Source organism: Burkholderia cepacia ATCC 25416 (assembly GCF_001411495.1).
Taxonomy (GTDB): domain Bacteria; phylum Pseudomonadota; class Gammaproteobacteria; order Burkholderiales; family Burkholderiaceae; genus Burkholderia; species Burkholderia cepacia.
In genome coordinates this window covers 1679884-1692322 of the sequence record NZ_CP012982.1, presented here as the reverse complement: position 1 = coordinate 1692322, position 12439 = coordinate 1679884, and the positions used below count along the sequence as shown (strand labels likewise).

The 12439-nt window shown below is 62.4% G+C and carries 11 protein-coding genes; 5 read left to right on the top strand and 6 right to left on the bottom strand.

The window, feature by feature from the left end; genetic code table 11:
- A complete protein-coding gene (locus APZ15_RS24870) occupies positions 1–1200 on the bottom strand; it encodes a glycine C-acetyltransferase (protein WP_021163718.1) in 1200 nt (399 codons plus the stop codon).
- Between the two features lie 161 nt (positions 1201–1361).
- On the opposite strand from APZ15_RS24870, the gene APZ15_RS24865 reads away from it, so the two are divergent.
- The 3 genes from APZ15_RS24865 to APZ15_RS24855 all read left to right on the top strand — a co-directional run bounded on the left by APZ15_RS24865 (position 1362) and on the right by APZ15_RS24855 (position 3626).
- A complete protein-coding gene (locus APZ15_RS24865; RefSeq protein ID WP_027790196.1) occupies positions 1362–1973 on the top strand; it encodes a helix-turn-helix domain-containing protein in 612 nt (203 codons plus the stop codon).
- Positions 1974–2113: 140 nt separating this feature from the next.
- Positions 2114–2491, top strand: a complete 378-nt coding sequence (locus tag APZ15_RS24860; RefSeq protein ID WP_021163720.1) for a DUF2471 family protein — start codon at positions 2114–2116, stop codon at positions 2489–2491.
- Positions 2492–2600: 109 nt separating this feature from the next.
- Positions 2601–3626 carry a tyrosine-type recombinase/integrase gene (locus APZ15_RS24855; protein ID WP_027790197.1) on the top strand — a complete coding sequence of 342 codons (1026 nt, stop codon included), beginning with the start codon at positions 2601–2603 and terminating at the stop codon, positions 3624–3626.
- A 136-nt stretch (positions 3627–3762) separates the two neighbouring features.
- Here APZ15_RS24855 and APZ15_RS24850 read toward each other — a convergent pair whose 3' ends face one another.
- Positions 3763–4944, bottom strand: a complete 1182-nt coding sequence (locus APZ15_RS24850; RefSeq protein WP_027790198.1) for a DNA-binding protein — start codon at positions 4942–4944, stop codon at positions 3763–3765.
- Between the two features lie 1822 nt (positions 4945–6766).
- On the opposite strand from APZ15_RS24850, the gene APZ15_RS24845 reads away from it, so the two are divergent.
- Complete coding sequence (locus tag APZ15_RS24845) at positions 6767–8134, top strand: replication initiation protein (protein WP_021163723.1); 1368 nt, start codon at positions 6767–6769, stop codon at positions 8132–8134.
- A gap of 90 nt (positions 8135–8224) precedes the next feature.
- Here APZ15_RS24845 and APZ15_RS24840 read toward each other — a convergent pair whose 3' ends face one another.
- Together APZ15_RS24840 and parA are read right to left on the bottom strand one after the other, a co-directional pair.
- Positions 8225–9286: a ParB/RepB/Spo0J family partition protein gene (locus tag APZ15_RS24840; RefSeq protein WP_021163724.1), complete on the bottom strand. Its 1062-nt coding sequence runs from the start codon at positions 9284–9286 to the stop codon at positions 8225–8227.
- Between the two features lie 23 nt (positions 9287–9309).
- Positions 9310–9972, bottom strand: coding sequence for a ParA family partition ATPase (parA, locus tag APZ15_RS24835; protein ID WP_027790199.1), 663 nt, complete (start codon positions 9970–9972; stop codon positions 9310–9312).
- A gap of 1025 nt (positions 9973–10997) precedes the next feature.
- On the opposite strand from parA, the gene arsC reads away from it, so the two are divergent.
- Positions 10998–11357, top strand: a complete 360-nt coding sequence (gene arsC / locus APZ15_RS24830; protein WP_034195996.1) for an arsenate reductase (glutaredoxin) — start codon at positions 10998–11000, stop codon at positions 11355–11357.
- Between the two features lie 122 nt (positions 11358–11479).
- Here arsC and APZ15_RS39760 read toward each other — a convergent pair whose 3' ends face one another.
- Positions 11480–11695 (bottom strand): zf-HC2 domain-containing protein, encoded by a 216-nt coding sequence (locus tag APZ15_RS39760; RefSeq protein WP_059495285.1) that lies wholly within the window; start codon positions 11693–11695, stop codon positions 11480–11482.
- Positions 11673–12272, bottom strand: a complete 600-nt coding sequence (locus APZ15_RS24825) for an RNA polymerase factor sigma-70 (RefSeq protein ID WP_027790201.1) — start codon at positions 12270–12272, stop codon at positions 11673–11675. The genes APZ15_RS39760 and APZ15_RS24825 overlap by 23 nt, the downstream gene beginning before the upstream one ends.
- Between the last annotated feature and the right edge of the window lie 167 nt (positions 12273–12439).

Here is a 12439-nt window from a genome sequence, read left to right as displayed (position 1 = left end):
TCAGATCACGCCGAGCGACTTGCCGACGCGCACGAACGCGGCGACCGTCTGGTCGATCTGTTCAGGCGTATGCGCGGCGCTCATCTGCGTGCGGATGCGGGCGCGGCCGCGCGGCACGACGGGGAACGAGAAGCCGATCACGTAGACGCCTTCGCCGAGCAGCTTGTCGGCCATGTTCGTCGCGAGCTGCGCATCGCCGAGCATCACCGGGATGATCGGATGCGCACCCGGCACGAGCGTGAAACCGGCTTCGGTCATCTGCTTGCGAAACCGCGCGCCGTTCTCGCGCACGCGCTCGCGCAGCTTCGCGCCTTCGTCGCTGCCGAGCAGTTCCAGCACCTTCAGCGATGCCGCGGCGATGCTCGGCGTAAGCGTGTTCGAGAAGAGATACGGGCGCGAGCGCTGGCGCAGCAGCTCGACGACTTCGCGACGCGCGGCGACATAGCCGCCCGATGCGCCGCCGAGCGCCTTGCCGAGCGTACCCGTGATGATGTCGACGCGGCCTTCGACGCCGCAGTGCTCGGGTGTGCCGCGGCCGTGCGTGCCGATGAAGCCGACCGCATGCGAATCGTCGACCATCACGAGCGCGCCGTAGCGATCGGCGAGATCGCAGATGCCTTTCAGGTCGGCGATGATGCCGTCCATCGAGAACACGCCGTCGGTCGCGATCAGCTTGTGGCGCGCGCCCGCTGCATCGGCTTCCTTCAGCTTCGCCTCGAGGTCGGACAGGTCGTTGTTCTTGTAGCGGAAACGCTTTGCCTTGCAGAGGCGGATGCCGTCGATGATGCTCGCGTGGTTCAGCTCGTCGCTGATCACCGCGTCGTTCTCGTCGAGCAGCGTCTCGAACAGCCCGCCGTTCGCATCGAAGCAGCTCGAATAGAGGATGCTGTCCTCGGTGCCGAGAAAGGCGGCCAGCGCGCTTTCCAGTTGCTTGTGCACGGTTTGCGTGCCGCAGATGAAGCGCACCGATGCCATGCCGAAGCCGTCCTGGTCGAGGCCGGCCTTCGCCGCGTCGATCAGGCGCGGATCGTTCGCCAGGCCCAGGTAGTTGTTCGCGCAGAAATTGAGCACGCCGGCACCGCCGGCGAGCCGCACGGCTGCCGCCTGAGGACTCGCGATCTCGCGCTCGGTCTTGTAAAAACCGTCCGCGCGGATCTGGTCCAGCGTCCCGCGCACCTGGGCGAGAAAGGCATCACGCATCGCAAAGCTCCTGACAGGGTTTCGCATTCCGCAACGCGCCACTCGTGGCGGCGGCGCAACGGCCTGCTACTGTTATAGTCGGTCGTTCGGTTGACCGCATTTATCCGATATTCCGAACTAGAATTCGAAATACCGAACAACTCTAAGCGAACGGAATCCAAATGGCAAGTTCCTCCGGTTCGCGGCGCACGCCTGCCAGCGCCGCACCGCAACCGCCGGCCGCCACGCCGCCGCGTGTCGGCGAGCAGATCCAGCGGCTGCGCAACGAACGCAAGCTGACACTCGACGACCTGTCGCGCGCAGCCGGCGTATCGAAATCGATGCTCTCCGAGATCGAACGCGACAAGGCCAACCCGACGATCGCCGTGGCGTGGCGGCTGACGAACGCACTCGGCATCACGCTCGACGAGCTGTTCTCGCAACCGAAGGCGCCCGAGACTATCCGCGTCGACGGCCCGCACGACATTCCGACACTCGCCGGCCATGACGGCCGATACCAGTTGCGCGTGTGGGGCCCGATCGACCTCGCCGGCAAGTTCGAGTGGTACGAGCTGACGCTACCGGGCGGCGGCGCACTGATATCGAACGCCCACGAGCCCGGCACGCGCGAGCACCTCACCGTGCTGCAGGGCGCGATGGAAATCGAAGCCGCGGCGGCAAGCCGGCGCCTGAAGGCAGGCGACACAGCGCGCTACCCGGCCGACGAGCCGCACGCGATCCGCAATCCCGGCAAGGCCGAGGCGCGGGCACTGCTGATCGTGATACACCGCTGACGGCGCGGATAGCCGGCCGAAAGGCCGATTGCAGGCCAGTTGCGGAAAACACTGTATGTTTGTACAGTATACGGACATTCCGCCATGCATGGGCTGGAGCCGGCGCACCGAGGCGCCTGCCCGGTCGACAGGAGCCTGCAATGACAGAAGAACAAGATTTGGCCGCGCTCAGCTTCAAGGCTGCCGCGCACGACCTCGAGCTGATCGTTCGCCATATCGCCGGGCGTTATATCCGCCAGCGCGTCCCGCTGACGTGGCGCCTGCTGCATGCGATCGAAGCCGAGGCGCTTGCCGATCTCGGCTTTGCCAGCCGGCACGAGGCCGGCATGCGTCAATTGTTCGAACGGCCGTCGGACATGACGTTTCCCGAAACGGACGATCCGATCGACTTCGGGCGCTCGAACGCGCTACCCGCCGTATTTTCGTTCGCGGTTCTCGCATACGAAGCCGCGTCAACCTCGAACGACACCGCGCCTCGCGAGCGGGCTCACCGCCCGTCCAAGGCGTGGGGCGACTGACTGCCCGCCCAGGCCGCCACGCGTGGCGGCCTTGTCCTGCCCCTTGCCTCTTGATGCCCGAGACGTTGCGGAAAGGGCTACCATACACGCAACTAACGGAACAAATCACATGTCCCTTCCCGCCTCTCCCGACATCCCGGCACGCCCGGAAGAAACGGACCTGTTCGACCGCGGCGCGTCCGACTGGATCCTCTCTCCCGAAGCCGCATTCGATGCATGGCTCGCCATGCAGGACTATCGTCGCTCATCGGCCGACGTCTATCGCGCGCAATGGGGCGCGTTTCTCACGTGGCTGCGTACGCACCAGAAGAATCTGGCGACGGTCGATACGGCAACCATCGCGAATTTCGTCGGCGAACTCCCGATCCGGAAAACCCAGCGAATGCGCTATCTTCGGCTGATCGAGCGCGTGCTCGACCATATCCGGCGCACCGAATACGCGTCGACCAACCCGGCCCGGTTCATTGCTCAGGATGGCGAAGCGAACTGGCGCAAGGCTCGCGACAACGAACCTACCGGTTTCCTCACGCCGGCCGAGCGCGCGACGTTGCTCACGTACCTGTTTTCGCCGATCGGCGTATCCGGTTCCGCGTACTGGAAAGAGCGGCGCGACCGCGCGCTCGTTGCCGCGTTTCTCGGCGCCGGCATTAAAACCGGTGAAGCTCGTGCACTTACGATTAGTTGCATCAATACAGCTGGAACCTCGCTGCAGATCGAGTCGACGCACCCTGATTTCGCGCGCGAAACCCATCTGGCGTCGTTCGCGATCGCCCTGCTCGAAGCGTGGCTCACCGAACGCAAGCGCCAGGAGATTCCCGGTGAACTCGTGTTCCCCGCATCCCATGCCGGGCGGCCGATGCACAAGGCGACGATGCTGCGCGCCATCGACGCGATCGTCGAATCCGCCGGGCTCACATCGTCACGCACCGCGCGCGCCAGCCCGCAAACCCTGCGTAATACCTACGCGGCCGAACTGTTCGAACACGACGTGCCGCCCGAACGAGTCGGCAAATGGCTGGGCTTCATGCGACCGATCTCGTCGAACCGCCTGCATCGCGCATGGAAAAACTGGCGCGACGGTCTGGCCGACAACAATGCCGACGGTGACGCGTCGGGCATCGACGAAACTCACTGATCCCCAAACAGCTGCTCACGCCAAGCGATCCGTGAGCAGCCTTGTGCGGCACAGCCTCACCGTTCAATCGCTCCCGAAAAACCTCACCTCAAGCTCCCCGGATCGTCTCACCTGTGCAGTGCCGCCGCCCATTGCGTCACGTGCGCACAAAGCGGGCGACGGCTTCCAATCGGGATGGCCATGCGCCCGAAGCGTGTTCGCACTCGGGGCAGGCCACTTCAAAACCCTCTTTTCCGTGTGACAGCTCGGGCTCACCGTCGCAATGCGGACAATGGGCCGGTACCGGAGTCTCTTGATCCAGTGAGGTGCCGATCGCGGCAAACGCCTCCGCATCCAGTTGCCCGGCATCAGCCAGGCGGCGGATCAGCGCGGCGATTTCCGGATTCATTCCGCGGCTCGCGCGCAGCAAACTCACATCGCGCGTCGCGCGTTCCAGTTCATCTCCCTGGCTGCGCAACTGTTCTTCGAGCCGGTCTGCGCGCGCCTTGGCCGCACTCAATTGCTGCAGGAAATCGAATTCCTTGCGCTGAACGTCGCGTAAGCCGTTCTGGTAGGTCGACGCCGTGCTGCGCAACGAATCCAGCTCGACCAGCATCGGCTTGACGCGGCGTTCGGCTTCGGCCACCGCGTCCTTGATTTGCTGCGCGTAGTGCTCGGTGCGCTGCTGCAGTTCGGCTTGAAGCGCATCGATGCGGTCGCGCAGCGTGGCGTTCTGCGCCTGCTCGGCTTCGATACGGCCGGCCGCCGCAGCCAGCTCCTTCTCCAGTCGAGCGACTGTGGTGAGTAACGTCGCTTCGCTTGCCGAACCGTGCGTCGTTTGCGATGCAAGCTGGACTTCGAGCTCGGTCACGCGCGCCTGCAATTGCTCGTTTTTCGCTTCGCCACGTGCGAGCGCGCCTTCGAGCGTCTCCTGGCGGACGATTGCGTCGCGCAACCGCTGTTCGGCGTCGGCCACGCCGGCGCGAACCTGTTCGCGATCGCCGTCGAGGCTGTCTCGCGCGGCTTTCAACGCTTCTTCATAGAGTGCCCCGAGCAACGCGCCGGCTTTTTCTTCGACCGCTTTCGGAATTGCGGCACCGTCGAGCCTGACCTTGGAGGCGGAACGGATGCGCTCCCAGAAATGGTCGATGTCTTTCGGGATATCGCTGGCGCTGCCGATCTGGGTGAGATCGCGGACGTTGGCAGCCGACGGCCGGATGCCAAGATCGAAGAACAACCGCTTGCATGCATGCAGCGACAATTCCTGCCGTCGCGCACCTCTTGCACGCAGCGATTCCAGTTCGTCCCGAATGGTTTGGCGTATTTCGTCCAGGGTCATCGCTGTGCTCACAGACATTGAAGTGTGGCAATCATAACGAAATACGTACTTATTGATACTTGTTTCGGCTCAACGTTGTGAATTTGCGTCGCTTTGCACAGAAATCGGATCTGTGAGCCGATCTGGGCGACTGTGGTCCAGAATTCCGTGAAACAAAGCGAAGAAAGTTAGCCAAGTCCTTGTCGTGCAAGCGTTTTTCTGTCGATCCCGAATTTCGGCATTTGTTTCACATGACAACGGCTCCGGTTGCCTGTCGGTGTTCAGGGGTTGGGGTGTCTGTGGAAAACTCTGCAGCCGATGTCTTGAGAGTATTAGAAGTAAACACCTTTGAACCCTTAGTTAAAAACGTTAACGCCACGGCACAGCCTTATGCTGCAAGGCTTTCCGGCCGACAAGGTGAAGTTTTACGGGAGCCAAGGTGATCTTCTGCGGGAGCTGAAGTGATGGGGTTCAGGGAGCTGCGTGAGCCGTTGCGGGAAAGGTCGTGAGCGGATTCGGGATCACAGTGAAACACGAGATTTCCCAAAGGTGAGGCTTTTCGGGGCCTCACAGCCACAGAACCCGCGCTGTGCCTGACTGCACAGTTTTCTGCCTGTGCAGACATGGGTGAGAATTTGCGGGACCTTCTTTGTGCCCCGATTCTGCCCATCTTTTAGGCAGTTTCTGTGAAAGGTGAGGTTTCACGGGACTCCACGGGCGTTTGGTGTGAGGATTTCCGGGAAAGGGACGCCATTTTGCACAGCAAAAGTGCTCTCGTGGGCCTGTGATGCACTAAAGGTGAGGTTTTTCGGGAGGGAAATCCGAGTTTTCCTGCCCGGATCCCGCTGAGGTGAGCTTTTTCGGGGCATGGATCACAGACTGTGATTCGGACCACAGGTGAGCCTTTCCGGGAATGGAATTTGCCTGAAAAATGGTCAAAGGTGAGCGTTTTCGGGATCCGTGGACGGCCGAATTGGCCGAAAAGCCCGCCAGGACTGGAAGAAATCTCGTTTTTGCTGTGCCTCTTTTTGGCACAGGTGAGATTTTTCGGGGGGCGACATACCGTTGTCGTATGAAGGATTTCCGTCGAAAGGTGAGGCTTTTCGGGGGATGTCGGCGGTGCACAGCCAAATGCCTTCTGTGCATAAGTATCGGAAGGCATTGAGGTTTTTGATACCGCGTCTGTTACGGTGAGGTTTTTCGGGAGCTATTTCCGTGCCAGAAGTGGCACAGCGATTTTTCGGTAAGGTGAGCGTTTTCGGGAGGCTCTGATGGCGGATCCCGCGCGTGCCGGGCATTCGTCGGCATTCAGATGAATGAACATGCTGTGCTCAAGGTGAGTTTTTTCGGGACCCGATACGGTTTGTGCGCTGTACAATGCGCGCCCGGGCCGACACAGCAGGTTCGTTCGGGTCCCGCGGGCCGGTTTGGCGGGCGTCTTCCGGGGCGGCGAACCCGATCACGATCGCCCGGAGAGTCGCGCCTGTACATGCATACAGGCCTGAACGGGTCGTATCGGGAAGCGCGATGAGGTGGGATCGCAACCCTGTGACGAACTCACGGCAGCGCAGTCGTAAAATTACGACAAATCGAAAGGTGAGCCGATACGGGAGTGCATTTCGCACGTTCCGGGCACAGGTGAAATTCTGTGAATCGGCGCATCCCGCAGCACGTCTGGACGAGTCCGGAACGCTGCAAATCCGGACCGGTGAGGATTTTCGGGAGCGCCTGGGGTGAGTGCCGTTTTACGCGCGCACTTCACCCGCTATGGTGAGCATGTCGTTCTGGACGCACTTCACCGCAGACGCTATCCTTCCGGAAAACTTCTCCTCCGACCCGACGTATGGCCACGACGAAGCGCGCCAAGAAAACCGATGTGGATGTGGTGAGTGCCAGTTCAGCCGAATTGCGTAAGGCCGTCGAGGCGATCGCAATTCAGCCGAAGAGCGGCAAGATCACGCTCCTCACTCGCAAGCTGTTCAATGTCCTGCTGGCCGTGGCGCAGCAGGCCGACGACTCGGGCGATACGTATCGCGCGCTGCTCTCGGACATCGTCGCCAACTCCGCCTTCGATTCGAACGACACCGCGCTGGTGAAGGAACACCTGCGCCGCATGGTGTCGGTGCAGGTCGAATGGAGCACGGGGACGTCGAGCCAGAAGCCGGGACGCAAGTGGGGGATCTCGACGCTGATCGCCGACGCCGAAATTCTCGAGGATCCGGCGACCCGCCGCGTGTGGGTCGAATTCTCGTTCGCGCCGAAGATCAAGAAAAAGCTGCTCGACCCGGTCCAGTACGCGCGCCTGAGCCTGCAGTTCCAGAGCCAGCTGCGCAGCAGCGCCGGCCTCGCGCTGTACGAAATCTGCGTGCGCTACCTGACGAACCCGAGCCACCTGACGATGCGTGAGCCGTGGGAATGGTGGCGGCCGATCCTGTCGGGCACGCCCGACACGGAAGCCGGCGACGAAGCAAAACGTGAGTACAAGTACTTCAAGCGCGACTATCTGCGTCCCGCGATCGCGGAAGTCAACGCGGTCACCAACATCTTCGTCGAGCTGATCGAACACCGTGAAGGGCGTCGGGTCGCGGAGATCCAGTTCCGTGTGACCGAGCGCAAGCAGCCGATGCTCGCGCTCGACGAACATCCGAACGTGTTCGACAGCACGCTGGTCGACCGGATGGTGAAGATCGGGATCCCGCTGAAGGAAGCGCAGACGCTCTATGCGGACAGCGAGGAAAACCGCATTCGTGCCGCGCTGCAGATGACCGAGCAGCGGATGCGCAGCACGACGCTGCCGCCGGTGCGCAGCGCACCGGCGTTGTTCAAGGATGCGCTGAAGAAGGGTTATGCGCCGCCGGTCGAATCGGTCGACGCGCTGCCTGCCGGCACGCCGCCTGCGAAGATTGCGGCGGCCCAGCCGGACGATCTGAAGGCACGCCTGTTGAGCGAATTCGCCGCGTTCCGCCGCAAGGAAGCGAAGGTGCTGTACGAAGAGCAGGGCGACGCCGAGCGCGAAGTGGCGCGCGAGTCGTTCGAGTCGGAGGCGCTGCCGACGATGGGCACCCATCTGCGCGACGACTGGCGAAAGCGCGGCCTCGATTCCAAGCTGGCCGAGACGGCCTTTTTCGACTGGCTGGCCCAGAAGACCTGGGGCGAGCCGACGGACGGCGACCTGCTGTCGTTCACGCTGAACCAGTCGCGGGCCGCCTGAGGCCCGCTCAGGCCCGCTGACGGGCCGCCGCCGGCCCCGCCCTCGGTTGGCGGGCCCGGCATCTTCACCAGGCCCAACCGGCCGTTTCCGTCACTCCGACAACAGCATCCGCTCGAGCTGCTCGAGGATCGCGTCGCGCTTGTCCTTCGGGAGGCCGCGCAGGCGCAGTTCGATGCGATCTTCGCCATACGACTTCAGGTCGCCGACCGACTTGCCGCCAAGCTTGATCTCGAGACGCTGCGCATAGCGCTGACGGCCGGCAGCCTTCGGCGTTTCCTGCGCCGCGACGCGGCCCTTGACGATGTCCGACACCTGGCGCGTGCTGAGATCGTCCGACACGATCTTGTTGATCAGCCGCAGCGTGGCCTCGGTGCCGCGCGCATTGTGATAGCGGCCGACCTGATACGCCATGTTTGAACCGAAGCGATCGGGGCGCGCGACCATTTCCTGCATGATCGCTTCCGGCAGTTTGCCGATCGACAGGGCGACGGCCACCGTCGATTCGTCGAGGCCGAGGTGCTCGGAGAGTTCCTTCTGGCTCTGGAAATGCTTGTCGTCGAGGAAGCGGCGCCACACGACGGCGTTGTCGAACACCGTCTGCGAATCGCGCTGGACGTTGAGATCGTAGCCGAGCTTGTAGCTCTGGATGCCGATCGGCACGTCGATCACGATCGCCTTGACCGATTCCTTGTTGGCTTCCTTCAGCGCCCGCACGCGGCGGCCGCCATCGCTGACGAAATACGTGCCCGGATTGTCGTAATCCGGAATCACGTGGATCGCCTGCTGTTGCCCTTGCTTCGCGAGGTTGACCGCGAGTTCTGCAATCGACGATTTCAGATAGAAGTGCCGCGGATTGAACGGGCTATGCTTGATCGCCTTCAGCGACAGCTCGATCACCTGCCCGGGCGCATAGCGGTTCTCTAGACGCCACGCACGATATTGCGCCGATTCATCGATCGACGGATCGAGCGTGAGCTCGGGAGCGGGCTGCGGCGCGGTGTCTTTCTTCGCGGATTTGGTCGGCGCCGGGGTGGGGGTCTCGGACTTGACGATGCCGTCGATCGCATTGAGTCGATCGAGCGCCGTGCGCTTCTCGCTCGTCGTGATATCCGGGCGCGCTTGGAATCCTTTGGCAAATTGGGAGGGTTTCATGTGACTCCTTTGTGCGCATAAAGTCAGGGCAGCATGGCGACGATTTCGTCGGCGCATGCGCGAATTTCCGTGGCGGCCAGCTTGCCGCCACGATCGTTCATCTGCAGCACGGTCTGACCGAGCGCCATCGCCTGCTTGTACGCCTCCCGGGTCGGGATCTGCGTTTTCAGCAACGGGAAGCCGAGTTCCTCGAGCGCGCGCTTGAGCTCGCGGGTCAGCATGCGCTTCTCTTCGGTCTTGTTCAGCAGGAAGACCGCGCGGAGGTCTTCGTTCATGACCTGCGCCTGCTGGATCAGTTTGACCAGCCCGACACTCGACCAGTAATCAGCCGGCGACGACGACGTCGGAATCACGGCAATCGATGCGGCCAGCAGGACGACGCCCGACACCTTCTCGGTGATCGACGGCGGGCAGTCCACGACGATGATGTCGTAGTCGTTGATGAACTTCTTGATCTCGCGATGGATCTGGCCATCGGCTTCGGCAAGGTTGACGACCGGAAACGGGATGCCGTTTTCGCTGTCGCCGGATGCGCTCGACCAGTGAACCAGCGTGTTTTGACGGTCTGCGTCGATGACGAGGACGCGCTTCCCTTTTTCATGGAACGCGGCACCGAGGTGCATGGCAATCGTGCTTTTGCCGACGCCACCTTTTTGTTGAGTGACTGCAATGATTTCCGCGGCCAATTTTCACTCCTATTTTGGTCGTTGGAATTCTACAGGACGATATTTGAATTTCAATGAAATTGTCGTTCGACAACTACGCATTGGCCATTCGGGCTATCGGTTTATGCGCATAAACGAACCGGAGATGGCGAGTGGCCCGATTGGATGGTGTAGCGGATGTCTGCAACGTCGATGGACGGGGCGGGGTTTGAATCATCAAGTGTGGCGTCGCTGGTGTGAGTAGCGAGTTGCCGCGGGATCGTGGTGCGCTGCCCTTTCGTTCGATGAGGCGGTTGGGGCTGAGAGCTGGAGAGTTTGTGCGCATAAACTCCGCTGAAACCGCGGCTGTCGACCGCGTGACCGGGGGGAGCTGCACCTCTGATAGTGGAGTGTTAGCGGTATGTCCTGGCCCGGTACACCGCGTTGAGGCATGCCGCTGAACCCGTGTACGTCGGCACACCTCGCTGCCTTTGGGCGTCTCGTTTATGCGCATAAACTGCGGCCGATGGCGATGGCGATGGCGATGGCGATGGCGATGGCGATGGCGATGGCGATGGCGAGCGGCGAGCGGCGAAAGATCACACCCCGACTGCTCCGGAATCCAGTGCGCGGCGATTGACCATCGGGCATGTCGACGTAGCAATCGCATCCACGTGAGGACGTTTCCACTGTCACCACGCCGCGAATCGAGAGCTGCCTCGCCCGGCAACCGCCCGCTTTATGCGCATAAAGCAACCGACGTACGACGCACCCGCCCGCCTCCTTTCCGGTCGGAACCTCCCATCGTATTGATCTGGCGTGCGGCACCTCGATCCGTCATCCCGCGGCAGAACACCGCTCACCTTTATGCGCATAAACACATCAACGCAACGCCGTGAAGCGCATCCCGAACAGCACTCCCCTCTCATGGTCCGTCGCACGACCTGGTCCATCTGCTTCCGCGAAGCAGCAAATCCACTCGAAATCCCGCGATCCCGCGCCAACCTCCCGGCCCAGACACCCGATGCAGACTGGCTACAATACGGGGCTCTACCCTCCAGGCTTGAATGATGATCACGATCTACCACAACCCCCGATGCTCGAAGTCGCGCGAGACGCTTGCTTTGATCGAGTCGCTGAATACCACCGGTGCGCCCCTGAATGTCGTCGAGTACCTGAAGACGCCACCGACGGTAGAGGAATTGGAAGCGCTGCATCGGCAGCTTGGCCGCCCGGTTCGAGACATGCTGCGCGACGGAGAGGAACCGTACAAGACGCTGAATCTGGCCCGCGCCGATCTGACCGACACACAAGCCTACGCGGCGATTGCCGCTCATCCGATTCTGCTGCAGCGGCCCATCGTCGTTTATCGCGGCAAGGCCGCCATCGGCCGGCCGCCCGAATCGGTGCAGGCGCTGTTCGAATAATTCTTGCCCGCCGTATTTTTCTGATTGCATCGGCCGGGTACAAACATCGGCATTCGAAGCCGATACGATCGCCGGACACCGTGCGACCACCACCCGGGCGATCGCAACCAAGCAAGCCGCCCCTAGCCTTCCCCGGACGACCCATCGTCGTCGTCCGGCCCCCGCCCCGCCGCCGCTTTCGCGGCTGTCCGCAGCAGTGCGATCTGACCGCGATAGGCCCTGCAGCCACTGCAGGTCGGCAGGTGTACACGCACCTGCAGGCGCTCGTGCAGGGTCAGATGCCGGTCGAGGGCATCCGACAGCAGTCGCGTCACGTCAGTACATTTCCCCGGCAGCATCTTCGGTCGTCAGTCCTTTTTCACTGAGGCAGGTTCGCAGGCGCGTGCGCGCCCGATACAGCAGCACGCTGCAATGATTCGTCGTCAGCGTCAATTCGCTGCAGATGTCCGTAATCTCGACGTCGAGGAATTCGCGCATCATGAACACGCGCCCGATCTGCTCCGGCAGGTGGTCGAGGCAGGTCTGGAACAGCGTCCAGAACTGCTGCTGCTGCAACAGCGTTTCCGGTCGCGGCCACGGTCGCGGCTTCGCATGCGCGGCCCAGTGCCCGTTTTCCTTGAACAGCTCGCGATCGAGCGCCGATTCGCCGTCGAGCTCGGCATCGAGCGCCGACAAGCTCACCGTGCGCTGCCGCGCGCGCAGCACGTCGATCAGCTTGTTGCGCAGGATGCCGAACACCCAGGTCTTGTGGGCCGACAGCCCGGCGAAATCGCCCGCGTGCGACCACGCGGCGGCGAGCGCTTCCTGCACGGCGTCTTCGGCCGCGTCGGCATCGCGGAGCTGGAGTCGCGCGAAGCGCAGCAGGTCGCGCCGCAGTTGCGCGAGATAGGCGGGATCGTCGTATTCGGACGGCATGTCTGGGTTGCGGTGTCTCGAGGCAATCGCGTGCGCCACCAAGCGGGCGCGTCGCGGTGCGAGCAGCTTACTGGGCGCGGTGCCCGCCTGCAATGCATGTTCCGTCGCGAATTCACGAAACCGGTCGACGCGCTGCGCTATGCTTGCCGAACCCTGTGTCGTGTGTC